The organism is Streptomyces sp. XY006 (assembly GCF_002237655.1).
GTDB classification, from domain to species: Bacteria; Actinomycetota; Actinomycetes; order Streptomycetales; family Streptomycetaceae; genus Streptomyces; species Streptomyces levis.
In genome coordinates, this window is the sequence record NZ_NOKT01000003.1 from 50,999 (window position 1) to 75,226 (window position 24,228).

Annotated in this window: 19 protein-coding genes and 1 other RNA gene; 13 read left to right on the top strand and 7 right to left on the bottom strand. The window is 73.3% G+C overall.

Annotation, left to right across the window (positions count from 1 at the left end; all coding sequences use genetic code 11):
• Positions 1 to 104 precede the first annotated feature (104 nt).
• The 4 genes from CHR28_RS04735 to CHR28_RS04750 all read right to left on the bottom strand — a co-directional run bounded on the left by CHR28_RS04735 (position 105) and on the right by CHR28_RS04750 (position 7,959).
• Positions 105 to 965, bottom strand: coding sequence for a carbohydrate ABC transporter permease (locus tag CHR28_RS04735; RefSeq protein WP_094052187.1), 861 nt, complete (start codon positions 963 to 965; stop codon positions 105 to 107).
• Positions 962 to 2,308, bottom strand: coding sequence for a carbohydrate ABC transporter permease (locus CHR28_RS04740; protein WP_256984125.1), 1,347 nt, complete (start codon positions 2,306 to 2,308; stop codon positions 962 to 964). The genes CHR28_RS04735 and CHR28_RS04740 overlap by 4 nt, the downstream gene beginning before the upstream one ends.
• Positions 2,309 to 2,312: 4 nt before the next feature.
• Positions 2,313 to 3,728, bottom strand: a complete 1,416-nt coding sequence (locus CHR28_RS04745; protein ID WP_094052189.1) for an ABC transporter substrate-binding protein — start codon at positions 3,726 to 3,728, stop codon at positions 2,313 to 2,315.
• 175 nt (positions 3,729 to 3,903) lie between these two features.
• Positions 3,904 to 7,959: an FHA domain-containing protein gene (locus tag CHR28_RS04750; RefSeq protein ID WP_094052190.1), complete on the bottom strand. Its 4,056-nt coding sequence runs from the start codon at positions 7,957 to 7,959 to the stop codon at positions 3,904 to 3,906.
• Between the two features lie 362 nt (positions 7,960 to 8,321).
• Between CHR28_RS04750 and CHR28_RS04755 the strand changes: the two genes are divergently transcribed.
• The 4 genes from CHR28_RS04755 to CHR28_RS04770 all read left to right on the top strand — a co-directional run bounded on the left by CHR28_RS04755 (position 8,322) and on the right by CHR28_RS04770 (position 13,617).
• On the top strand, positions 8,322 to 10,016 hold the full coding sequence (locus CHR28_RS04755; protein WP_094052191.1) for a serine/threonine-protein kinase: 1,695 nt from the start codon (positions 8,322 to 8,324) through the stop codon (positions 10,014 to 10,016).
• A gap of 122 nt (positions 10,017 to 10,138) precedes the next feature.
• Positions 10,139 to 11,386, top strand: coding sequence for a serine/threonine-protein kinase (locus CHR28_RS04760; protein WP_094052192.1), 1,248 nt, complete (start codon positions 10,139 to 10,141; stop codon positions 11,384 to 11,386).
• A 238-nt stretch (positions 11,387 to 11,624) separates the two neighbouring features.
• Complete coding sequence (gene prfB / locus CHR28_RS04765; RefSeq protein WP_094052193.1) at positions 11,625 to 12,731, top strand: peptide chain release factor 2; 1,107 nt, start codon at positions 11,625 to 11,627, stop codon at positions 12,729 to 12,731.
• A gap of 289 nt (positions 12,732 to 13,020) precedes the next feature.
• Entirely contained in the window at positions 13,021 to 13,617 is a 597-nt protein-coding gene (locus CHR28_RS04770; RefSeq protein ID WP_094052194.1) for a hypothetical protein, read from the top strand.
• Between the two features lie 120 nt (positions 13,618 to 13,737).
• Here the strand turns inward: CHR28_RS04770 and CHR28_RS04775 are convergent, their stop codons facing one another.
• A complete protein-coding gene (locus CHR28_RS04775; protein WP_094052195.1) occupies positions 13,738 to 13,929 on the bottom strand; it encodes a hypothetical protein in 192 nt (63 codons plus the stop codon).
• Positions 13,930 to 14,166: 237 nt separating this feature from the next.
• Here CHR28_RS04775 and ftsE point away from each other — a divergent pair, with 237 nt between their 5' ends.
• The 5 genes from ftsE (at position 14,167) to ssrA (ending at position 18,067) form a co-directional block, all read left to right on the top strand.
• On the top strand, positions 14,167 to 14,856 hold the full coding sequence (ftsE, locus tag CHR28_RS04780; protein ID WP_003990615.1) for a cell division ATP-binding protein FtsE: 690 nt from the start codon (positions 14,167 to 14,169) through the stop codon (positions 14,854 to 14,856).
• Positions 14,857 to 14,897: 41 nt separating this feature from the next.
• The gene (gene ftsX, locus CHR28_RS04785) at positions 14,898 to 15,815 is read left to right on the top strand and encodes a permease-like cell division protein FtsX (protein WP_094052196.1); all 918 of its coding nucleotides are present in this window, start codon (positions 14,898 to 14,900) and stop codon (positions 15,813 to 15,815) included.
• Between the two features lie 68 nt (positions 15,816 to 15,883).
• Positions 15,884 to 17,050 carry a S41 family peptidase gene (locus tag CHR28_RS04790; protein ID WP_179272307.1) on the top strand — a complete coding sequence of 389 codons (1,167 nt, stop codon included), beginning with the start codon at positions 15,884 to 15,886 and terminating at the stop codon, positions 17,048 to 17,050.
• 46 nt (positions 17,051 to 17,096) lie between these two features.
• Positions 17,097 to 17,579, top strand: a complete 483-nt coding sequence (gene smpB, locus CHR28_RS04795) for an SsrA-binding protein SmpB (RefSeq protein WP_094052198.1) — start codon at positions 17,097 to 17,099, stop codon at positions 17,577 to 17,579.
• Between the two features lie 99 nt (positions 17,580 to 17,678).
• Positions 17,679 to 18,067: a transfer-messenger RNA gene (gene ssrA, locus CHR28_RS04800) on the top strand.
• A gap of 48 nt (positions 18,068 to 18,115) precedes the next feature.
• Here ssrA and CHR28_RS04805 read toward each other — a convergent pair.
• Entirely contained in the window at positions 18,116 to 19,081 is a 966-nt protein-coding gene (locus CHR28_RS04805; protein WP_094052199.1) for a LacI family DNA-binding transcriptional regulator, read from the bottom strand.
• A gap of 115 nt (positions 19,082 to 19,196) precedes the next feature.
• Complete coding sequence (locus tag CHR28_RS04810; RefSeq protein ID WP_094052200.1) at positions 19,197 to 20,405, bottom strand: MFS transporter; 1,209 nt, start codon at positions 20,403 to 20,405, stop codon at positions 19,197 to 19,199.
• A 270-nt stretch (positions 20,406 to 20,675) separates the two neighbouring features.
• Here CHR28_RS04810 and CHR28_RS04815 point away from each other — a divergent pair, with 270 nt between their 5' ends.
• The 4 genes from CHR28_RS04815 to CHR28_RS04830 all read left to right on the top strand — a co-directional run bounded on the left by CHR28_RS04815 (position 20,676) and on the right by CHR28_RS04830 (position 24,026).
• Positions 20,676 to 20,921: a hypothetical protein gene (locus CHR28_RS04815; protein ID WP_094052201.1), complete on the top strand. Its 246-nt coding sequence runs from the start codon at positions 20,676 to 20,678 to the stop codon at positions 20,919 to 20,921.
• A gap of 11 nt (positions 20,922 to 20,932) precedes the next feature.
• A complete protein-coding gene (locus CHR28_RS04820; protein ID WP_256984126.1) occupies positions 20,933 to 21,736 on the top strand; it encodes a hypothetical protein in 804 nt (267 codons plus the stop codon).
• 89 nt (positions 21,737 to 21,825) lie between these two features.
• Complete coding sequence (locus CHR28_RS04825) at positions 21,826 to 22,791, top strand: LysR family transcriptional regulator (RefSeq protein ID WP_094052202.1); 966 nt, start codon at positions 21,826 to 21,828, stop codon at positions 22,789 to 22,791.
• A 293-nt stretch (positions 22,792 to 23,084) separates the two neighbouring features.
• A complete protein-coding gene (locus CHR28_RS04830; protein WP_256984127.1) occupies positions 23,085 to 24,026 on the top strand; it encodes a hypothetical protein in 942 nt (313 codons plus the stop codon).
• The last annotated feature ends 202 nt before the right edge of the window (positions 24,027 to 24,228 follow it).

Sequence of the window (24,228 nt, forward strand, 5' to 3'; positions counted from 1 at the left end):
AACGGCCGGTGGGGCCGGTTGGTTACGGTGGCTACGGCATCCGGGGGAACGGCGGAGGGGCGGACCGCACCCGGCCCGCCCCCCCAACTGCCTGATGAGGCACGCTATTTGACCGCGCCCGCCATCACGCCGGACACGAACTGCCGCTGGAACGCGAAGAAGACGGCCAGCGGGACCACCATCGAGATGAACGCGCCGGGGGCCAGCACGTCGATGTTGTTGCCGAACTGCCGTACCTGCGTCTGGAGTGCGACCGTGATCGGCTGGCTCCCGGAGTCCGAGAAGATCAGCGCGACCAGCATGTCGTTCCACACCCACAGGAACTGGAAGATGCCGAGGGCGGCGATCGCCGGGCCGCCGAGCGGCAGCACCACGCGGAAGAACAGCCGCAGTTCACCCGCCCCGTCCAGGCGGGCGGCCTCCAGCAGCTCCCGCGGGATCTCCGCGAAGAAGTTCCGCAGCAGGAACACGGCGAACGGCAGACCGAAGCCGACGTGGAAGAGCACCACGCCGAGCACCGAGCCGAAGATGCCGATGGTGCCGAAGAGTTCGGCGATCGGGATGAGCGCGACCTGCACGGGCACGACCAACAGGCCGACCACGCCCAGGAACCACCAGTCGCGCCCCGGGAACTCCATCCACGCGAACGCGTAGCCGGCCAGGGAGCCGATGATCACCACCAGCAGGGTCGCCGGGACGGTGATCCACACCGTGTTCAGCAGGCTGCTGGTGATGTCGTCGTTCTCCAGCAGCTTGGCGTAGCTGTCGAAGGTGATCTGAGACGGCTCGGTGAACACGTTCCACCAGCCGCTGGCCGCGATGTCCTCCGGCGAGCGGAGACTCGACAGCAGCAGTCCGATCGTCGGCACCAGCCAGAACAGGCCGACGATGATGAGGAAGACCCGCAGCACCCCGCCGCCGACCGCCTCGGCGAGCCGCGATCCCAGCGGCTCCTTGGCCTTCATCGCCGCACCTCCCGCCGCAGTCTGCGTACGTTGAACCACATCACCGGGATCACGAGCAGCAGCAGGAACACCGAGATGGCGCTCGCGATGCCCGGCTGGTCCTCGGAGAAGCCCTTGCGGTACAGCTCCAGCGCCAGGACGTTCGCGTCGTCCTGGGAGGAGCCGGGGGCGATGATGAAGACCAGGTCGAAGATCTTCAGCACGTTGATCATCAGGGTGACGGTGACGACCGCGAGGACCGGCGCCAGCAGCGGCACCGTGACCCGTCTGAACACCTGCCACTCACTCGCGCCGTCGACCCGGGCGGCCTCCAGCAGCTCCCGGGGCACGCTCGCGAGCCCGGCCGCGATCAGCACCATCGCGAAGCCCGCCCACATCCAGATGTACGAGCCGATGATGGACGGGGTGACCAGGGACGGGCCGAGCCAGTCCAGGCCGTTGTACGGCTCCTTGAAGTTGCTCGCCGGGAGCCGGAGCTGGGCCCCGTCGGCCGAGGCGGGCAGCGTGAAGGTGCCGTCGTCGGCCGCCGTCGCCGACGCCACCACCTTGCCGTCCTTCACCGCCTCGACCTTCATGCCGGCGTAGCCCAGCTCGGCCCGGTCGACCTCGTTGAGCGTGCCCACACCCCTGCCCCGGGTGAAGTCCTGCCAGGCCGTACCGGTGACCTTGTCCGGCTGGGGCTCCGGCGCCACCGCTGCCTTCGCGTCGTCGGGCATCAGCCGGGGCGCCACACCCACCAGGGGCAGCGAGACGGCCTCGCCCGCGCGGACGGGCGACTTGGTGATGAACGCGCCGCCGCCGGCCGGCTCCAGCGGCGAGTCCCGTCCCGGGTGGGCCTTGGGGAACGCCGAGGACGGGGCGAACGTGTCGTGCACGCCCACCCACACCGCGTTCGCCACGCCTTTGTCCGGGTCCTGGTCGTACACCAGACGGAAGATGATGCCCGCGGCCAGCATCGAGATCGCCATCGGCATGAAGACGACCAGCTTGAACGCAGTGCCCCAGCGCACCCGTTCGGTCAGCACCGCGAAGATCAGGCCGAGGGCCGTGGCGACCGTCGGGGCGAACACCACCCAGATGATGTTGTTCTTCAGCGCGGTGCGGATGCCCTCGTCGGTGAAGAGGGCCTTGTAGTTGTCGATGCCGGCGAAGCCGTCGCCGGACTGGTCGTAGAAGCTGCGGACCACCGAGTACCCGATCGGGTACACCACGAGCGCGCCGAGCAGGACGAGCGCGGGCAGCAGGAACAGCGCCGCGACCATCCTGCGCGTGCCGGTCACACTCTTGCGCGACTTGCGAGCGGCAGGGGGCTTGACGCCTCCTGCCGCCGTGGCCGACGTCATGACGTCAGTTCCCGTACGCCGCGGCAGCTTCGGCCTCCAGCTTCGCCTGCGTGCCCGCCACGTCCTTCGGGTTCTTCAGGAAGTCCTGGAGGATCTTCCACTCACCCTTGCCGGGCGTGCCGCCGAAGGCCTGGGGGGCCTGGTCGGACATGTCGAAGCGGAAGTCGTCACCGGCGTCGATGAGCGCCTTGGCGATCTTCTGCTGCACCGGGTTCGGATACGCGGAGTTCTCCACGTTCTTGTTCGGCGAGAGGTAGCCGCCCAGCTTGGCCTGGATCGTCGCCGCGTCCGGCGAGGCGAGCCAGGTGGCCAGGGCCTGCGCCCCCTTCGAGTCCTCCAGGATCACGGCCGCGTCGCCGCCCGAGACCACCGGTCCGTTGTCCCCGACCGCCGGGAACGGGAACACCTTCGCGTCCGTGCCGATCTTCATGGAGGAGGGGATGTTGACCTGCGCGAAGTCGCCCGCCGCGACCATGGCCGCCTTGGGCTGGTCCCCGCCGGTGAAGACCTGCGTGACGGAGGCCGGGAAGTCGGTCTGCAGTGCCCCGTTCGCCCCGCCCGCGATGTAGTCCGGCTTGCCCCAGACCTGCGCGAGGGTGGTCAGCGCGTCCTTCACGGACGGGTCCGTCCACTTGATCTCGTGCTTGGCCAGCTGGTCGTACTTCTCCGGGCCGGCCTGGGAGAGGTACACGTTCTCGAACCAGTCGGTCAGCGTCCAGCCCTCGGCGCCGCCGACGGAGAACGGGGTGACGCCGGAGTCGAAGACCGTCTGGGCCGTGTTCAGCAGGTCGGGCCAGGTCTCGGGCTCGCTCGCCCCGGCGTTCTCGAAGACCTGGTTGTTGTACCAGATCAGGGACTTGTTGGCGGCCTTGTAGTAGACGCCGTACTGCTTGCCGCCGACCTTGCCGATGTCCTGCCAGCCCTGCGAGTAGTTCTCGCCGAGCTCCTTGAGGGCGTCGGCGCCGAGCGGCTTGGCCCAGCCGCGGTCCACGGCCTGCTTGATGGCACCCGGCTGCGGCAGCATCGCGATGTCCGGCGGCTGCCCGCCGGCCACCTTCGAGCCGATGAAGTTGATGATCGGGTCCTGTGCGGGCACGAACGTGACCTTGGCGCCCGTGCGCTTCTCGAACTCCGCCAGGACCTTCTTGAAGTTGGCCTGTTCGGTACCGGTCCAGACGGCGGCGATCTCCAGGCTCGTCCCGTCGAGCTTCGGAAGGGTGACGCTGTTGGCGGTCTCCTCGGAGTCGCCGGTGTTCCCACTGCTGTCGTTTCCGTCGTCGCCTCCGCAGGCGGTGAGCGAGAGCGCGAGCGCTCCCGCGGCGACGGCTGCCGCGGCCCTGGTGGCTCGGCGGCTTCGGGGGGTCGCCTTGTCCCGTTCGGGCGACCAGCGTTTCCGGATGGTGCTGCTCGTCATGCGCATGACTGCCCCGTTCTTCGTTCCTCGTCGAACGTCGAGCGCGCTCCCGTGCGATCTGGTCTACGCCCGGGTGTGCGGGGGCGGCAAGATGGCGTCAGCTGTCAAGCGGGAGATCGTGACTCCCTCGTGACCAGGGACGGGGCCCGTCACGCCGGGCGGGGCCCACGGCCGTCCCGCGTCACAGAAGGGACGGCACCCGCGCCGCCGCGACCTCCCGCGCCGCCCTTTCCAGCGCGCTGGCCAACAGTGCCAGGTCGGTCGGGCCGTTTCCGAGCTCCCGCACCGGACGCCGGGCCGGAGGGTCACCCATGCGGTGCCATTCCAGCGCCACGACCGTGGGGCGCAGCGTCGCCGTCCGGGGGATCCGGCCGGTGACCCGCCCGCCCTGGAACGGCGTGACGCGCCCGTCCGCGCCGGTCAGGCTCCCCCGGCCGGGCGCGGGCTCGTCGGGACCCTGCGCCGGGGCGTCGAGCGTCACACGGAGGGTGGCCCGGCGGGCCGGCTCCGTCTCCGCCGTACGGGGGCACGGGCCGGTGGCCGCCACCAGGTGCACGCCGAGCCGCTCACCCTCCCGGGCCACGGCCTCCAGGGCCCGCATCACCGACCCGGCCGCGGGGCGTCCCGTCGAGCCCAGGGCGGGGGAGACCAGGGCGTCCAGGTCGTCCACGACCACGACGAGCCGGGGCAGGGGAGGCGCCGCGGCCTCCGTCTGCCGCCGGGCCTTGCCGGGCCGCAGCCGCAGCGTGGAACTGGACGGGCTGTCGAGATCCCCGGTGGCGGTCTCGCCCGGCTGGGTGCCGCGGGCCGTCGCCGTGCGCTGGGCGACCATACGGCCCGACAGCTCGCGTCCCGTGTGCCACTCGGTGAAGTCGCTGCGCCCCAGCAGCTCGGCCCGGCGCTTCAGCTCGGCGCTCAGCGACTGCGCGAACTCCCGCATCCGCACCGGGTCGTGTGCCGTGAGATACGTGCTCACATGCGGCACGTCCGTGCACACCCGCAGCCCCTCGCCCGCACCGCCGCCCGCGCCCGGACCGCCCCGGCCGTCGACCAGCACGATGCCCAGCCGGTCCGGCCGCTCGGCGGCGGCCAGGGACGCGACGACCGCCCGCAGCAGCTCCGTACGGCCGCTGCCCGGCGGGCCCTCGATCAGCAGGTGCGGTCCCTGCGCCGCGAGGTCGGCGCTGACCGGGCCGCGCGGACCGGCGCCCAGCACCGCGCGCACCCGGCCGCCCAGCGCTTCGGTGTCGTCGGCCGCGTCCGCCCAGCGGGCCATCAGCGAGGCCGGGGTGGCCCGGGCCAGACCCAGTTCGTCCAGGAGCCGGGCCGCCTGCGGCAGCGGTGCCGAGACGCGCGGCCGGCCGTCACCCGCCGGGCCGTCCGTGCGCAGCGGCGCCAGCGCCCGGGCGAACCGCTCGGCCCAGGCCGGGGAGACGGCGTCGACGGTGCCGACGGTGCCGTGCCCGACAGGGCCCACCGCGCCGCCGTCCGTGCCGGTCCGGGCCACGCGCAGCAGCCGCAGCGCGGTTGCCACGTCCCCGCTGAGCAGCGCGACCGCGCCGCACTGCCGGAAGGTCGGCGCCGCGGCGCAGGCCGCCTCGTAGGTCTCGCTCACGGGGGAGGCGGGGGAGGCGGCGGCGGTCTCGGCCAGGCAGATCACGTGGATCCCCGCCCGGGGTCCCTCCACGGCCAGCCGCGCCACGGCTTCCCGCAGATCGGCGCCGCCGGGGTCGCCGTCCACGACGAGCACGGTGTACGGCCCCGGGAAGCCGCTCGCGGCGGGTCCGGTCGCCTCGTCCCGCGCCCAGGAGGGGCGCCGGGTGGCCGGCCGGGCCTGCGCCGGGTCACTGCCGGTGACGGCGGCGGGGCCGGCGGGGCCGGTGCCTGCCGGGGGCGGGGTGCCGAGGGCTCCGGAAGCCACCGGCCCGGGCCGCTCGGGCCGCTCAGCCACGCCGGGCCGAGGTACGGGCTGCGGGACGCGCGCGCCCGCGGCACGGTCGCCGGCGCCGGCGCTCCGGGCACCGGGGATCAGCCCGTTCGCCGCGGTGCCCGTACTCGCCCCCTCCTCTGTCAGCTGGTCCTCCAGGCGGCGCAGCAACTCCTCCGTGCGGGCCGCGGCCTGTTCGCGGTCGTGGGCCAGGAGGAGTCGGCAGTCCTGTCCGTGTCCAGGCCGGACATGGGGCAGCCAGCCCAGCCAGGACCACTCGGCGGTGCGCTCCTCCAGGGGGCGCGAGCGGTCCGCCGTGATGAGGACGATCTCCAGCGTGTCGGGGGAATGCAGCGCGGCGAGCTGGGCCAGCACGGCGCGGGCCAGCCCGGACAGCCGCGCCCGCGGCCCGGCCAGACCCAGTGCGCCGACCTCGCGCAGCCCGGCCGTCACCGGCACGGCGGGCAGCAGGCCCGAGCCGTCGGGGGCCGCCCGGTCCGCCGTGCCGAGCCGTATGGCGAGGGCCTCCGGGTGGCCCGGGGTGCGCTCCCACAGCCGGGGCCCGGGCCCCAGGGCCGTCAGCAGCAGCGCGGCCGGATCCGGCCAGGTCTCGGGCACGGCCGGGCCCGCCGCCGGGTGCTCAACCGGGGGCGTGGCGGCCGGCTCGTCCGCGTCGTACGCCCCGCGCGGCGGCTGCGCGGGCTGCTCCGCACGCCCTCCGGCCCACCGCCGAGCCCATGCCCCGAGCCCACCCCGCCGCCGCGCACCGGGCGGAACGTCGGTACCCCGCAGCGGCGTCCCCTTGCGCCCCCGCCCGAGACGCTCGTCGGCGGGGAGCGAGGGGTCGGCGGGGGCGCCGGGGAGCGGGGCGTCGGCGGGGGCGGCGGATCCGTAGGGACCCTGCGGGGTGGCGGCCCCGCCGGGATGGTTCCGGGTGCCGGCACCGCCACTTTCGGCCGCCGGGTGGGGGGCGGCCGGTCCGCCGGTGCCGGCGGGCCGGGCCAAGCCGTGACCGGACCCGTCCGCGCCTCCGGCACGATCCCGCCCGGTGCCGCCCTGGTTCCCGGTACGAGCCCGCCCGGTGTCGTCGAAGGCCCCGGCGCGCGGACGCCCCGCCCCGCCGGCAGCTCCGCCGGCGTACTGCTCGTGCTCGTAGGCGGCAGCACCGGGATGCCCGGCCCCGCCGACAGCTCCGGCATCGGCACCGGGCTGCCCGGACCGATGGGCCGCCGAGGCGTCCGTGGTGGCAGGACGAGGGTGCCCGGGCGCGGGCGCCGCTCCGGCGGTGCCGTGCGGGGTCGGTCCGTCGAACGCCCCGATGCCGGAGCGTCCCGCGTGCGTGTCCGTGTCGCCGCTCACCGGCGTCGCCGCACCCCGCTGCCGGGGAGCCCGGAGGCTGCCTTCCGGCGGGAGGAGCGCGGGGGAGGCGTGCGCGGCCCCGGCGCTGCCCGGCCGCGCTCCCTCACCAGGCGTCCGGCCCTCGCCCTCGATCCCCGGCGCACCGCCCTGCCCCGGCACCACGGCCGCGGCGGAACCCGGTCCGGAGGCACCCGGCGTGCCCCAGGCCGCCGTGCCGTACGTGTGCTGCGTAGGGCCGGAAGGCGCCGCCGCCCGCCCAGCCGCCGCGGGCGAGGCCGCGTCGTCCCCGGCGGGCCCGGGCACGCGCACGTGCCCTTCTCCGTCCGGCGTCGTCTCCACCCGGCCCCCCGGCCCCCCGGCGGGAGCCAGCCGCAGCGCCGACTCGCCGATCCGCAGCAGCGCACCCGGCGCGAAACGGACCGCCCGGGAGCCCACTCGCGCCCCGTCCAGCGTCGTGCCGTTCGTGGAGTCCAGGTCGGCGACCGAGACGCGGCCGTCCGCGGCCACCGTCACCGCGCAGTGCAGCCGGGAGACGTCCGGGTCGTCGAGGGGCACGTCCGCGTCGGCGGAGCGGCCGATGCGGATCTCGCCGCCGTGCAGGAGATGGACACCGCCGGCGTCGGGGCCCGCGACCACCTGCAGCTGGGCCGGGGCGTCGTCCCACTCGGGATGTGGCTCCGGCTCCCCGGGCGCGCCCACGGACAGCACGGCACCGTCGGTCAGCGGGGGCTCGCCGAGCGTGCTGCGCTGGGCGTCCAGCCGCTGCTCCCCGGCGTACAGCACCGGCGTGCCCGAACCGTCGCCGCCGGAGACCACCTGGGCGAGCGCCGAGGCCACCGCCGCGAGCGCCGTACCGGCCGGTGCCGTGACCAGGACGTCGCTGCGTGGGGCGCTCTCCCGCCCCGGAGCCGATGCGCCCAGCGGATCTACGACGGTCAGCCGGATCTGCATCGCCGTCAGCGGTCCCTTCTGCCCGGGCGCGGAGCCCCCCGCCCCGCCCCGGCACGTCGGCCAGTACTGCAGGCATCCTCGCACCTGCCACTGACACCGCGCCCCTCGCTCGGGAAAAGGTGATCTTGATTGGTCGGCTCTGCCCGCAAAAGTGCCTGAGAGATGACCCACAGGCGTCGTCTTGAGATCGGTCACGCTCATTCCCGGCAACCACGAGACCGAGGTGAGCGTCTTTCCTTCGAACGAGTGTGAGAGCGGATACGTAAGACGCACAGAAAGACGACACTCCGGTCCTCGGCGACCCGGCACTACAGTGGGTCGGACAGGCCAGCAGGCAAGGCAAGCACCAGGGAGCGCATGACGTGCGGCCGGTAGGCAGCAAGTACCTGCTCGAGGAGCCGCTCGGACGCGGCGCCACGGGCACCGTCTGGCGAGCCCGCCAGCGCGAGACGGCGGGCGCCGAGGCGGCCGTGCCCGGACAGCCCGGCGAGACCGTCGCGATCAAGGTCCTCAAGGAGGAGCTGGCCGGCGACCCGGACATCGTCATGCGGTTCCTCCGGGAGCGCTCCGTGCTGCTCCGGCTGACCCACCCGAACATCGTCCGGGTCCGCGACCTGGTCGTCGAGGGTGAGCTGCTGGCGCTGGTGATGGACCTCGTCGAGGGCCCCGACCTGCACCGCTACCTGCGTGAGAACGGGCCCTTCACACCCGTCGCGGCGGCGCTGCTCACCGCCCAGATCGCCGACGCGCTCGCCGCCAGCCACGCCGACGGCGTGGTCCACCGCGACCTCAAGCCGGCCAACGTGCTGCTGAAGCAGTACGACGGCCGGATGCACCCGCTGCTGACCGACTTCGGCATCGCACGCCTCGCCGACTCGCCGGGCCTGACCCGCACCCAGGAGTTCGTCGGCACGCCGGCGTACGTGGCGCCCGAGTCCGCCGAGGGCCGCCCGCAGACCTCCGCCGTCGACATCTACGGCGCCGGCATCCTGCTGTACGAGCTGGTCACCGGCCGTCCGCCGTTCTCCGGCGGTTCCGCCCTCGAAGTGCTGCACCAGCACCTGAGCGCCGAGCCCCGCCGCCCCTCCACGGTCCCGGACCCGCTGTGGACGGTCATCGAGCGCTGCCTGCGCAAGAACCCGGACGAGCGGCCCAGCGCCGTGAACCTTGCCCGCGGCCTGCGCGTCGTCGCCGAGGGCATCGGCGTGCACGCGAACTCCGCGCAGATCGCCGCCGCCGAGGGCGTCGGCGCGCTCCTGGCGCCCGACCCGGCCCCCGCGCCGGTGCCGGACACGCCCGGCGCGGCCGACCCGACCCAGGTCCTGCCGCACGGCGCGGGCGCCTACGACCCGAACGCCGCGACCAGCGTCCTGCCCCACACCGGCGGCCCGGCCGGTGCCGCCGACCCCACGGCCGTCCTGCCCCACCGGGGCGCGGCCGACCCGACCGCCGTCATGCCGCCGGTCCCGCCGGGCTCGCCCGGTCACCCCGGACAGCAGAACCAGCAGGGCGGCCCCGAGGACCCGCACCCCTGGCAGAACCAGCTGCGCGCGGCCCGCGACCGCAACGAGCAGACGCAGGTCCAGTACCTCGACCCGAACGAGGACCCGCTGCGCCGCCGCCCCCAGCGCCAGGTGGCCCGGCCGCAGCAGCCCCAGCGCCGCCAGGCACCCCCGCCGGGACCGGGCTACGGCCATCCGCAACAGCAGCAGCCGCAGCAGTACGCCCCGCAGCCGCAGCGGCCGCAGCCGCCGCAGCGCTACGCCCCGCCCGCGCCCCCGGCCCAGCCCCAGCAGCCGCAGCGGCCCCAGCGCGAGCCCCGGCAGCCGCGGCAGCGCAGCGCCAATCCCATGCGCATCCCGGGCCTGGGCTGCCTGAAGGGCTGCCTGTTCACGATCGTCATCCTGTTCGTCGCCGGCTGGCTGATCTGGGAACTGAGCCCGCTGCAGGAGTGGATCGGCACCACCAAGGGTTACTGGGACCAGCTCACCGACTGGTTCACCACCGTGACCGGCTGGTTCGAGAAGCTCGGCGGGAGCGGTTCGGGCACGAACTGACCCGAACCGCCCTGCGGGGTTGGTGATTTGTCGACACCTGGCGGGTGATTTCCGCCTCCGCGGTGAAGGTTGGCTCCTCGGACGCGTAGTTTTAGCGACAACACGCGTCGGTAGGAGCAGCCTTGGCACGGAAGATCGGCAGCCGGTACACCGCCCACCAGATCCTCGGGCGGGGCAGCGCCGGCACGGTGTGGCTGGGTGAGGGACCGGAAGGCCCCGTCGCCATCAAGCTGCTGCGCGAGGACCTCGCGTCCGACCAGGAACTCGTCGGGCGCTTCGTGCAGGAGCGCACGGCCCTGCTGGGCCTGGAGCACCCGCACGTGGTGTCGGTGCGCGACCTGGTCGTCGACGGCAACGACCTGGCCCTCGTCATGGACCTGGTCCGCGGCACGGACCTGCGCACCCGCCTGGACCGCGACCGGCGCCTCGCCCCCGAGGCGGCCGTCGCGATCGCCGCCGACGTCGCCGACGGCCTCGCCGCCGCCCACGCGGCCGGGGTCGTGCACCGGGACGTCAAGCCGGAGAACGTCCTGCTGGACATGCAGGGCCCGCTCGGCCCCGGCGGCTCCCACCGCGCGCTGCTGACCGACTTCGGGGTCGCGAAGCTCATCGACACCCCGCGCCGCACCAAGGCCACGAAGATCATCGGCACGCCGGACTACCTCGCCCCGGAGATCGTCGAGGGCCTGCCCCCGCGCGCCTCCGTCGACATCTACGCGCTCGCCACCGTCCTGTACGAGCTGCTCGCGGGCTTCACCCCGTTCGGCGGCGGCCACCCGGGCGCGGTGCTGCGCCGGCACGTCACGGAGACGGTCGTGCCACTGCCCGGCATCCCCGACGAGCTGTGGCAGCTGCTCGTGCAGTGCCTGGCCAAGGCCCCGGCCTCCCGGCTGCGCGCCTCCGAGCTCGGGACGCGGCTGCGGGAGCTGCTGCCGATGCTGGCGGGCATGCCCCCGCTGGAGGTGGACGAGCCGGACACGGACTCCGCGGAGGACTCCGACCGCGAGGAACAGCCCGCCGGACCGGCACCGGCCGGGGAGCGGGTCCGGCGCCGGGGCGCGGTCCCCCTGGTGCCGGGCGCGAAACCGGCCGACTCCAACCGCGACACCCACACCTCGATGCGCGTCCCGGCCCCCGACGAGCTGGCCGGCGGCGCCCACGGCACGGCCCGGGCCCCTCGCGCCCCCGGCGCCCCCCGCCCGGGCTCGGCCCGCAACCGCGCCGTCGCCCGCCGCCGCAGGGTGGCCCTGGGTGCGGGCGCGGTCGCCCTGGCGGCGGCGGTCGGGGTCGGAGCGTGGCTCTCCTCCTCGGGCGACGACACGGACACCCCGCCCCAGGACACGAAAAACTCGGCACCCCAGTCCCCCTGACCCCGGAGGCACCCCAGCCCCCCCTGACCTCGGGGCGGCGCAGTCTCCCCCTGACCCCGGGCCGGGCACCGGCTCCCACCGCTCCCGCGCCGGTGCCGTCCGGTCGGCGGGCCGCCGGGGCAGGGGCTGCCGGGGGACTCTCACTCCGCGTCTTCCTGATCGGCCGGGGTGCCCCGGCCCCGGGGCCCGGGTGGCCGCCCGGGCATGGTCGGCGGGCGGAGCCGTTACGCTGGAGGGCGTGGCAGTCGTCGACGTATCCGAAGAGCTCAAGTCCCTCTCCTCGACCATGGAGTCGATCGAGGCCGTTCTGGACCTCGACAAGATGAGGGCAGACATCGCCGTGCTCGAGGAGCAGGCGGCCGCGCCGTCCCTGTGGGACAACCCCGATGAGGCGCAGAAGATCACCAGCAAGCTGTCGCACCTCCAGGCGGAGGTGCGCAAGGCCGAGGCCCTGCGCGGTCGCATCGACGACCTCGGTGTCCTCTTCGAGATGGCCGAGGAGGAGGACGACCCGGACACCCGCGCCGAGGCCGAGTCCGAGCTGGCCGCCGTGAAGAAGGCGCTGGACGAGATGGAGGTCCGCACCCTCCTGTCCGGCGAGTACGACTCCCGTGAGGCCCTGGTGAACATCCGCGCCGAGGCCGGCGGCGTCGACGCCGCCGACTTCGCCGAGAAGCTCCAGCGCATGTACCTGCGCTGGGCCGAGCAGCGCGGCTACAAGACCGAACTCATCGAGACGTCGTACGCGGAGGAGGCCGGCATCAAGTCGACCACCTTCGCCGTCCAGGCGCCCTACGCCTACGGAACCCTCTCCGTCGAGCAGGGCACGCACCGGCTGGTGCGCATCTCGCCCTTCGACAACCAGGGCCGCCGGCAGACGTCCTTCGCGGGTGTCGAGGTCCTGCCCGTGGTCGAGCAGTCCGACCACGTGGACATCGACGAGAGCGAGCTGCGGATCGACGTGTACCGCTCCTCGGGCCCCGGCGGCCAGGGCGTGAACACCACGGACTCCGCGGTGCGCATCACCCACCTCCCCACCGGCATCGTCGTCTCCTGCCAGAACGAGCGCTCGCAGATCCAGAACAAGGCCACGGCGATGAACGTCCTCCAGGCCAAGCTGCTGGAGCGGCGCCGCCAGGAGGAGCAGGCCAAGATGGACGCCCTCAAGGGCGACGGCGGCAACTCCTGGGGCAATCAGATGCGTTCCTACGTTCTGCACCCGTACCAGATGGTGAAGGACCTGCGCACGGAGTTCGAGGTCGGCAACCCGGAGGCCGTGTTCAACGGCGAGATCGACGGCTTCCTGGAGGCCGGAATTCGCTGGCGCAAGCAGCAGGAGAAGTAAGTTTGTCGACAAGGCAACTGCCGCCTCAAGGGCGGCAGTTGCCTTTTCTGTACCCGCATGTCTGGGTTTTACATCACACTCACGAGCTCAGACTCCCGGCATAGCCCCCGTAGTTGGACATGGCGTCCGCAAACGGCCTTGACGTGTCTTTGAAAAGTGGGAAGGGTAAAGCGCGGCATGCGTGTCTCTGGGGCGCATGTGAACCGGGGGGCTTTTCACCGCAGCTGTCCCCGTCGAGCACAGCCCCGACGCTGCCTAATGACGATGAGCTACTGGGGGTAGCAACCACATGACGAAGAAGACGCGGATCCGTGTCGCGCGGATAGCGGCCGGTGCCGTGATCGCCGCCGGTGCCTCGCTGACCGCCGCCGGTGCCGCTTCCGCCGCGGAGAGCGAGGAGTGCCTGCTCGGCATCCTGTGCGCCGAGGAGTCGCCGGTCCCGACGCCGACGCCCACGCCGACGGAGGAGCCGACCGGCATTCCCACGAACCTCCCGACCGACCCGCCGTCGACCGAGGAGCCCCCGGCCGAGCCCACGGACGAGCCCACCGAGCCGACCGAGGACCCGACGGACGAGCCGAGCAACCCGGGCAACGGGAACGGCAACGGCAACGGTGGCGGGAACGGCGGCGGCAACGGCGGCGGCAACAACGCCGACCCCGACGGTGGCGCCTCCACCCAGGAGCAGGGCTCCTCGGCCCTCACCGACACCGGCTCGGACAACACCCCGGCCCCGCAGGCCCAGGCCGGCGGCCCGGAGCTCGCCGAGACGGGTGCCGCGCAGACCACCTTCCTGGTGCTCGGCGCCGCCACGATGATCGCCGGCGGTGTCGGCTTCCGCGTCCTGCCGCGCCTGATGGGCGGCCGGGGCGGCGCTGCCGCCTGACGGTAGCCGCGCCCGCACGGACCGTGCGCAGCGCGAAGGGCCCGGAGCGTGCTGCTCCGGGCCCTTCGCCATGCGGTACGGACGGGCAGCTGCGGAGAGCCGCCTCAGGGGGCTACGCCGTCACGCGGTCTGGTGCGCCAGCAGGGCCACGGCCGCGATCAGGACCGTCAGCAGGGCGATCAGCGCCATCGGGCTCAGGCCCGCGAGGAAGTTCTCCTGCTGCAGGCGCTCGCGGTTCGCACGGCACACCGGGCAGCGGCCCTCGCTCACGGGGGCCGCACAGTTCGCGCACACCAGCCGGTCGTACGTCATGCGCTTGCCCTCCTTGCGACGGTTCCACGTGTCCCAACGTTCGTGGGGGTGGGAATGTTCCCCCTCCACTCTGCCAGGTTCCTCCGGAGGGTGCGCGCCGCTCGCACAGTTCCCCGCCCCGCCGGAGGGACGTACAAAACGGCACATCCGATGCGCAACCGCGACCGGTGACTGCGGTGCCGTGCCCGGGTCGCGTATGGTCACGCTCATCTACCCCCGGCGACCCGTGGTGCATCCGTGATCCGATTCGACAATGTCTCCAAGGTCTACCCCAAGCAGACCCGCCCCGCCCTCAGGGATGTCTCCCTGGAGGTCGAGAAGGGCGAGTTCGTGTTCCTCGTGGGGTCCTCCGGCTCCGGAAAGTCCACCTTCCTGCGGCTGATCCTCCGCGAGGAGCGGTGCAGCCACGGCCAGGTGCACGTCCTGGGCAAGGACCTCGCCCGCCTCTCCAACTGGAAGGTGCCGCAGATGCGGCGCCAGCTGGGGACGGTCTTCCAGGACTTCCGGCTGCTGCCGAACAAGACGGTCGGCGAGAACGTCGCCTTCGCGCAGGAGGTCATCGGCAAGTCGCGCGGCGAGATCCGCAAGTCCGTGCCGCAGGTGCTCGACCTCGTCGGGCTCGGCGGCAAGGAGGACCGGATGCCCGGCGAGCTGTCCGGTGGTGAGCAGCAGCGCGTCGCCATCGCGCGGGCCTTCGTCAACCGGCCCAAGCTGCTCATCGCCGACGAGCCCACCGGCAACCTCGACCCGCAGACCTCCGTCGGCATCATGAAGCTGCTCGACCGCATCAACCGGACGGGCACGACCGTGGTGATGGCCACGCACGACCAGAACATCGTGGACCAGATGCGCAAGCGCGTCATCGAGCTGGAGAAGGGCCGCCTCGTGCGCGACCAGGCCCGCGGCGTCTACGGCTACCAGCACTGAGACCGCTTCCCGAGATCCACGGAAAGGCATAACCAGCCGCCATGCGCGCCCAGTTCGTCCTGTCGGAGATCGGCGTCGGTCTCCGCCGCAATCTGACGATGACCTTCGCCGTCATCGTCTCCGTCGCCCTGTCGCTGGCCCTGTTCGGCGGGTCGCTCCTGATGAGCGACCAGGTCAACACCATGAAGGGCTACTGGTACGACAAGGTCAACGTCTCGATCTTCCTCTGCAACAAGAGCGACGCCGAGTCCGACCCCAACTGCGCCAAGGGCGCGGTGACCGAGGACCAGAAGAAGCAGATCAAGAGCGACCTCGACAAGATGGACGTCGTCCAGCAGGTCACGTACGAGTCGCAGGACCAGGCGTACAAGCACTACAAGGAGCAGTTCGGCGACTCCCCGCTGGCCGCCTCCCTCACGCCGGACCAGATGCAGGAGTCGTACCGCATCAAGCTGAAGGACCCGGAGAAGTACCAGGTGGTCGCCACCGCCTTCAACGGCCGGGACGGCGTGCAGTCCGTGCAGGACCAGAAGGAGACCCTGGACAACCTCTTCAAGCTGCTGGAGGGCATGAACTGGGCCGCGCGCGCGGTGATGGCGCTGATGCTGGTCGTCGCGCTGATGCTGATCGTCAACACCGTGCGCGTCTCGGCGTTCAGCCGGCGGCGCGAGACCGGCATCATGCGCCTGGTGGGCGCCTCCGGCTTCTACATCCAGGCGCCGTTCATCATGGAGGCCGCGGTCGCCGGACTCATCGGCGGCACCCTCGCGTGCGCCTTCCTGCTCGTGGCGCGGTACTTCATCATCGACCACGGACTGGCCCTGGCCGATCAGCTCACACTGATCAACTTCATCGGCTGGGACGCCGTCCTGACCAAGCTGCCGCTCATCCTCGCGACAAGCCTGCTGATGCCGGCGTTGGCCGCGTTCTTCGCGCTGCGCAAGTACTTGAAGGTGTGACGCATGCCAAGAGGGGCCGTACGGTCAACGGACCGTACGGCCCTTCCCCTTGTCCTAGACTCACCGGCATGTCAGGTCGTGACCCGTTCTGTCAGCCCCGTCGCATCCGCCGTGGGGCCGCCCTGACCTTGGTCTTCGCGAGCGTGCTCGCCGCCGGTGCGGCCACCGGCGCGCTGCCGCAGGGCGACCGGAAGTCCGCGCCGGACGAGGCCCGTTCGGCCCGCCCGGCCGGACACCACGCGGAGGTCACCAGGGCGGCCGAGGAAGCGATGGCCGACGGCAAGTCCCCCGTGGAGGCCGCGCAGCGCGCCGTCAGCCGCAGCGGCGACCGCTGGGGCGCGGTCTACTCCGAGGGCGAGTACGAGGAGTTCGAGGACGCCCTCGACGGCGAGTACACCGGCGTCGGGCTGTGGGCGCGCAGCGAGCGCGACGGCCGGATCGAGGTGACGAAGGTGCGCGCCGGTTCGCCCGCCGCCACCGCCGGGATCCGCCCCGGCGACGTGCTGCGCAGCGTCGACGGCCGCAAGACCGACGGACGGCCGGTCACCGAGGTGGTCTCGTTACTGCGCGGGGACGCCACCGACGCCCCCGCCGGCACCACCGTCCGCCTCGGCCTGGAGCGCGGCACGCGCGCGTGGACCGAGACGCTGCGCCGGGCCCAGCTCTCCACGGACTCGGTCACCGTCCGCCGGACCACGGGACCGGTCACCGTCATCAAGGTCGCCACCTTCACCAAGGACTCCGGCGCGCAGGTCCGCGCCGCCGTCCGGCAGGCCCCGCCCGGCGGCATCGTCCTCGACCTGCGCGGCAACTCCGGCGGACTGGTCGCCGAGGCCGTCACCGCCGCCTCCGCCTTCCTCGACGGCGGCCTGGTCGCCACCTACGACGTCGAGGGCGCCCAGCGCGCCCTGCACGCCGAGCCGGGCGGCGACACCACGAGACCGCTGGTCGCCCTCGTCGACGGCGGCACCATGAGCGCGGCCGAACTGCTCACCGGCGCCCTGCAGGACCGCGGACGCGCGCTGGTCGTGGGCTCCCGCACCTTCGGCAAGGGCTCCGTCCAGATGCCGAGCCGGCTGCCCGACGGCTCCGTCGCGGAGCTGACCGTCGGGCACTACCGCACCCCCTCCGGCCGCGGGGTCGACGGCCGGGGCATCACACCCGACCTGGAGGCCGACGAGGGAGCCCTGCAGCGCGCCGAGAGCGTCCTGCGGGGCCTGGCGACCCCGTCGTAATCGACTTCCCGCGACCCCCCTCCGTAGTGCGAAAATGGGCGGCACTATGGCTAAGGAAAAAGGGCGCAAGCTGATCGCGCAGAACAAGAAGGCGCGGCACGACTACCTCATCATCGACACCTACGAGGCCGGCCTGGTCCTCACCGGCACCGAGGTGAAGTCCCTGCGCCAGGGGCGGGCGTCGCTGGTCGACGGCTTCGTGCAGCTCGACGGGAACGAGGCGTGGCTGTACAACGTGCACGTGCCGGAGTACACCCAGGGCACCTGGACCAACCACAGCGCCCGCCGCAAGCGCAAGCTGCTGCTGCACCGCGCCGAGATCGACAAGCTGGAGTCGAAGACGGGCGAGACGGGCCACACCATCGTGCCGCTCGCGCTGTACTTCAAGGACGGCCGGGCCAAGGTCGAGATCGCGCTGGCGAAGGGCAAGAAGGAGTACGACAAGCGGCAGGCGCTGCGGGAGAAGCAGGACCGCCGGGAGACCGACCGCGCGATCGCGGCGGTGAAGCGGAGGCAGCGCGGGGCGTAGGGAATACGCTGGCACCGACCTGCGTTGGTCACGTACGATGGTGCTCGCACCCCACAGCGGGTACGCACCCCTCTCCGGAGGGGATTGTCAACACAACATGGGGATGATCGGTTTCGACAGCGGCTGTCGAAGCAGGGGAAGCGTGTCGAGGAAGCGGCAATGATCTCGTAAACCATATGTCGCAAAAAATAATCGCCAACACCAAGCGCGATTCCCAGTCCTTCGCCCTCGCTGCCTGATAAGCAGTGACTGAAGGACCCTAAATGGGTGTCAGCCCGGGAGTGTTCCCGACCCGGATCCTGGCATGAGCTAGGGAACTAAACCATCGAGCCCGGTCACGGGGTTCGATGGGAAATCAAACAGTGACTGGGCCCGTCGGCGACTTGTTCGCGTGATCGCCGGGGCCGAGAAAATCGCAGCGAACTGCACACGGAGAAGCCCTGGTTCTGCACCGTTGGACGCGGGTTCGATTCCCGCCATCTCCACTCATCCCATGTGGGCGCAGGCCCCGTCGCTTCCTAGCGGCGGGGCCTTCGTCATGCGGGGCCCGTACTGCCCCGTTCCGACAGCTGCGGCGGCAGCAGGGTCGTCTCCGGCCCCGGCGGTCCGGTCCGTTCGCACAGCAGCAGCTCCACCCCGAGGGCGCCCAGCTCCGCCGAGGGCACCGTGACGGCCGAGACCGTGTCGGGGACGTCGGTGCCCACGGCCAGGACCGACAGGTCCTGCGGGACGCGCAGGCCGCGCTGCCGCAGGGCCGTGAGCAGGGGGACCAGCAGGGCGTCGTTCTGGACGACCACGGCCGTCGGGGCGGGACGGGCGCGCAGCAGCCGGTCCGCGAGGGCGTGGGCCGCGGACGGCTCGGCCGGGTGCACCGACGACGCCAGCCGGTGCCCGTCGGCCGTGGCCGTGAAGCCCTCGACCAGACGGCGGGCCGAGGCGGTCTCGCGCAGATAGACCTCCGGCGGCGGGCCGGCCAGCGCCACGGCACGGTGGCCGAGGCGGGCCAGATGGCGCACGCACGCCTCGCCCGCCGCGCGGTAGTCCAGGTCGACGCAGGGCACACCGGGCGGGTGGGCGGGCAGGCCGATCAGGACGGCGGGGCGGCGCAGGGAGCGCAGCCGGGACAGCCGCGGGTCGCGCAGGCCGACGTCCACGACCAGCAGCGCGTCCACCGGGGCCGGCCCGCCGAGGCGGTTCAGACCGTCCTCGTGCGTGAGGAGCAGCACGTCGTGGTCGTGCGCGCGGGCCGCCGTCACCACCGACTGCGTCAGCCGCATCATCGCCGGGAGGTGGACACCGCCGCGCAGCGGAGCCGCCACGGCCAGGACCTTCGAGGAGCCGAGGCCCGGCGCGCCGGACTGCGGGCGGTAGCCCAGTTCCCGGGCGGCCTCCTCCACGCGCCGCCGGGTGGCCGCCGAGATGGGGCGCTTGCCGCTCAGCGCGTACGACACGGTGCTCGGGGACACTCCGGCCCGGCGCGCGACGTCCGTGATCCTGACCATCAGGCCGGCTCCGGCACCCGGTAGCCGCCGGTGAACTCCATGGGGGTCCCTCACTGTCCCGGTGCCGACGTTGAAGCGCTTCGACGGATGAACGTAAGCGGGGTGCGGGGGAGCGTCAATGGGGCGTGCGGTGATCGGCGAAGCGGTTCGACACACCGGTCATCGCGAGCGCCAGAGCCAGGGCGGCGGCCGCGACCGGGACCGCGTAGCCCGCCGTCGCCGAGGCGTGCTCCACCGTCCAGCCGCCGAGCGCGCTGCCGCAGGCGATGCCGCCGAGCAGGCCGGTCACCGCGAGGGTCATGCCCTCGTTGAGCCGGCCCTCGGGGGTGCGCTGCTGGACCAGCGTCATGGTCGTGACCATCGTCGGGGCCGTGGCCATCCCGGCCACCAGCAGGGCCGCCGCCAGCAGCGGGAGCGAGCCGGTGAGCGCGGCGGCGAGCAGCGGCAGGGTCAGCAGCGCGGTCATCGCCGCCACGCACCAGGCGAGCCGGCCGGCAGCCGGCCCGGCCGGTCTCGCGGCGCCGTAGAGCAGGCCCGCCGCGCAGGAACCCGCCGCCTGGAGGGCCAGGACGGCACCGGCCGCGGTCCGGTGCCCCGCGGCGTCCGCGAAGGCGAGCGTGACGACCTCCGTCGCGCCGAAGATCCCGCCCATCGCCAGGCAGACCGCGAGCAGCGGGGGCATGCCGGGCGCGCGCAGCGGCGGCTTGCCGGGTATGTGCCGCCGGACCGGCGGCTCCGTGGCACGCCGGCTGGTGAACAGCACCATGCCGGTCAGCAGCAGCACCGCGCCGGTGAGCGTGCCGGCCTCCGGGAACAGCGCCCCGCACAGGAGGGCCGCGAGCACCGGGCCCAGCATGAAGCACAGTTCGTCCGCGGCCTGCTCGAAGGAGTTGGCGGTGTGCAGGGCCTCCGCGTCACCGGGCAGCAGATGCGCCCAGCGGGCCCGGGACATGCCGCCGATGTTGGGGGTCGTGGCCGTGGCGGCGTAGGAGGCGAACAGGGTCCAGTCCGGGGCGTCGTGGCGGACGCAGAGCAGCAGGGCGAGGGAGCCGAGGACGGCGATCGCCGTGGCGGGCAGGGCCACCCGGGCCTGGCCGTGCCGGTCCACGAGCCGCGCGGTCCACGGGGCGACCACCGCGGTCGCCGCGAGCCCCGTCGCCGTGACGGCACCGGCCAGGGCGTACGAGCCCCGCGTCCCGGCGATCATGACGACCGCGCTGACGCTGAACATGCCCATCGGCAGCCGGGCGATCAGGTTCCCGGCGGTGAAGGCGCGGGCGCCGGGCAGGCGGAACAGGCGGCGGTAGGGGGCGAGAGGCGGCATGCGCCCACCGTCGCCCGGCGGTGATCACACCGTCCAACACCTGTTCCGCGCGGACTCACGCACCTGTGTTGTGAGTCGGCGCCGTGATCATGGGCGCCCGTTTGGACCGGCCGAAAAGGCCGTGGCGGAAAACATTCGCTCTTTGTTCTTCATACAGCGATATGGAGATTCCTAATGGTCCTCATCGCGCATGGAAAAGATGCTCATTCGGGAAAATCCTTCACTCGTTTGCCGCGCATCCGCCGATGTGGGCCGACGGTTAGTCGGTACATGACCGAGGCGACCAGGAAAGACGGCTGGGCGGTAACGCTCGGCCCGTACACCTACATTCCGGCACCGGCGCACTCGTCCGCCACCGTCAACGGCACGCTCACCAGAGGCGGTTGCCCGGTCGCGCTGCAGGTGACCGAACCGGTGCTGCGCGATTTCATCGACGCCATGAGCGACCTGGAAAAGGATCTCGCCCGCCGGTGGATCAGTGCGACGGAATGGCCCGCTTTCGCGCTCGCGGAATAGCGGGCCGCGTCATGTACGACAACGGAATCGAGGGAACCGGACGGCACCGGGCCCCGACCCGGGATTTCGCCACCCCGCTGACCCCGCCGGACCCCACCTGGGACCCGGCCGAGGAACTGGCCTTCATCCTCGAAGAAGCCCTCCAGCAGGAGGCGACGCGGATCCCCGCACCCCGCGACGAGCCACCGCCCGCGGCCGCGGAACCCGTCCCCGCCCCCGGCGGCGAGCGGATGAGACGGCTGCAGGACATCACCGAGGAACTCCCGCCCGTCCGGGACGTCCCCCGGCGCCACCGCAAGGTCCGCACCCGGAAGGCGCCGCGCCTGCTGCGCACCACCAGCTTCCTGGTCGCCGCCCTGGTGGCCGTGATCGCCACGGCCGTGAGCCTGCTGAGCGGCATCGTCGCCTACGACCCCCTGCGCCTGGTCGCCGCGTCCCCCGCCGAGCGCGGCCTGCGCACCTGGTGGCCCCTGCTGGTCTACGGCCCCTGGCTGGTGGCGTCGCTGTCCGTCCTGCGCGCCGCGCTGCACCAGCGCCGCGCCGCGCACTCCTGGTGCGTCGTCCTGGTCTTCTCCTGCGTGGCCGTGCTGCTCTGTGTCGTCCAGGCGCCCCGGACCGTGCTCGGCACCGCGGCGGCGGCCCTGCCCGGTGTCGCGGCGCTGGCCTGTTTCCAGCAGGTCGTCAGGCAGATCACCCTGACGCGTCCGCCCGTGCGGTCGGCGCCCCGGCACCGGGTGGGCCAGTCCCCGGCGGCGGCCGGAGGGGACGCGCCGAAGGGCGGGAACGAGGCCCGGGGGCAGCGCACCGACCCCTGACCTCGGGGGGGCAGCGCACCGACCCCTGGCCCCGGGGCAGCGCACCGACCCCTGACGCCCCGGGCCGGCGCCCGCTGTAGGTTCTCGGCATGCCCGCCCACCTCGACCCGCGCCTCCTGCGTGCCTTCGTCACCGTCGCCGAGGAACTGCACTTCACCCGAGCCGCGCTCCGCCTCCACCTGGCCCAGCAGGCGCTCAGCCGGGACGTGCGGCGGCTCGAACGGGAACTGGGCGCCGAGCTGTTCGTGCGGACCACCCGGCAGGTGACGCTCACGCCCGACGGGGAGCGGCTGCTGCCTTACGCGCGGCGCGTGCTGCGGGCGCAGGACGATCTGCTCGCCGCCTTCGGGCAGGCCCGGCCCCTGCTCGTGGACCTCAACTCCCCGGGCCTGGTCACACCGCGCCGCGTGCTGCACCGGGCCCGCGAACTGGCCCCCGGGCACGAGCTGATGGCCCGCTACGAGAGCGGCCTGACCTGGGCCGCCGGCGAGCTGCTCGCGGGCCGGCTGGACGCGTCGTTCGGACGGTTCGCCGGACTGGACCCGGCGCTGCGCAGCGGACTCGACCACCAGCCCGTGCGCTACGAGCCGATGGCGGTCGTGCTGCCCGAGGACCACCGGCTCGCCGGGGCGGCCGAGGTGCCGCTCGCCGAGCTGGCCGGCGAGACGGTCTACGCGGGCGCCGGCAACACACGTACGCCGGAGTGGACGGGTCTCGCCCGACTGCTCTTCGAGGGGCGGGGGATCGAACTCGCGCCGCCCGCCCCGCTGGCCGTCGGGGAGGAGGAGTTCCAGCGGATCATGGCCAGGACGCGTCACCCGATCCTGGCCGTCGTGGGATTCCCGGCCCTGCCGTCGACCGTGCTGCGGCCGCTGGTCGATCCCGTGCCGTTGTCGCCGGTGTCGCTGGTGTGGCGCAGGGGCCTGGCCCATCCCGCGTTCGGCGCGCTGCGCGGAGCGGCGGCCCGGCTGGCGGCGGAGGAGGGGTGGCTGCGGCGGCCCTCGGGGGGATGGATTCCGGCCGCCGATCATGTCCTCATGGCGTCTCACGATTGACACGATTCGACACGGCGCCCACACGGAACCTGCGCGTGCGCTACATTCGACGCCTGAGCACGGTGTGGTAATAGGGGGCGCTCGGACGGGTGGGGGCCCGGTCCGACGGCGGGTGCTCAGGTCGAAAGCGCACCTGAACCATCCCTGGGGGGAAGTGCGTGCGCGTGACAAAGTGGCGAGAAGACGCCCAACCCGAATGGCCCGAGGCCGCGTCCGCGACCGGTGAACTCACCGCGGACGGCGGAGCCCGGGACCGCAGAGCCACGCAGGTCTTTGCCGAGGGAGACGTCCGGGTGACCGGTGCGCGTCTGCCCGCCGGGACCGAGATACTGCGCGGCATTCCGAAGCAGAAAGAGGGCGAGGCCGACTCGCTCCCCTCGGCTCAGGCGTCCCCGGCCTCCCGCGGGGCCGCGACGGCACAGGCGTCCCGGCCGGCCGTCCGCGATCCCTGGCAGGAGCCGGAGGAGGCGGTCGCGGACGGCCCCGGTTCCGCTGCCGGCTCGGCTGCGGGTTCCGCTCCCGCCTCCGATTCCGACTCCGCCGAGCACACCCACGACCCGCACGAGGTCACGGTCCAGCTCGACGCCGTACAGCTCGGGGACGGTTTCCTCCGGCATGTGAACGACGGCCCCGGCGCAGCCCCCGCCGCCGACCGGCCCGTCTTCGTCGACGAGTCCGGCCGCCGCAGCCGCCGCTTCCGCAGGATCGGCATGGCCGTCGCACTGGCCTGCGGCATCTACGCCGTCGTCATCGTCGCCACGCTGATGTCGGGCAACTCCAACGCGCCCTGGCTGCCCGTGCCGGGCCAGAAGGAGAACCCGCCGGCCGGGCAGGTCGACAGCCCGTCGCTGCCGGAGGAGTCGGCCCCGGCCTCGGAGCCCGGCGCCACCGTCCCGAGCGGCACGCCTGCCGCGGGCGGGAGCGCGGTGCCCACGTCCGGTCCCAGCGCCGTCCACACGGAGGCCCCCGTCGGCTCCGGCCGTCCCGATACGTCGGCCGAGCCGACGCCGAAGGCGACCCGGACCGCACCGGCCCCGGGCGGCGGCGGTGCGAGCGAGCCGGCCCCGAGCAAACCGGCGGACCCGCCGAGCACCCCGGCCACCGACCCGACACCCACGGGCGGTTCCACGCCGGAGCCGACCGCGACCACGGGCACCGGCGACGGCGGCGACACCGGCACCGTCGCCGAGGGCCCCGCCGAGCCGCAGCCCGTCACCGAGCCACCAGCGGTGTAGGCCGGCCGCCGGCGGCGGCCGTCGCGCGGCCTCCCGCACACGGGGCACGGCCGGGCGGCGACCGCGGTGGCGGCTCCGGCCGGACGCCCCGGGCGTCGGGCGGTGCGGCACGGGAACCGTGCCGGGACCGTGCCGCAGGCGCGGCCCTCGCGGCGGGCGGCGACCCCGCCCCTCGCTCCCGCGGCATCCGCACCCGCTCGCT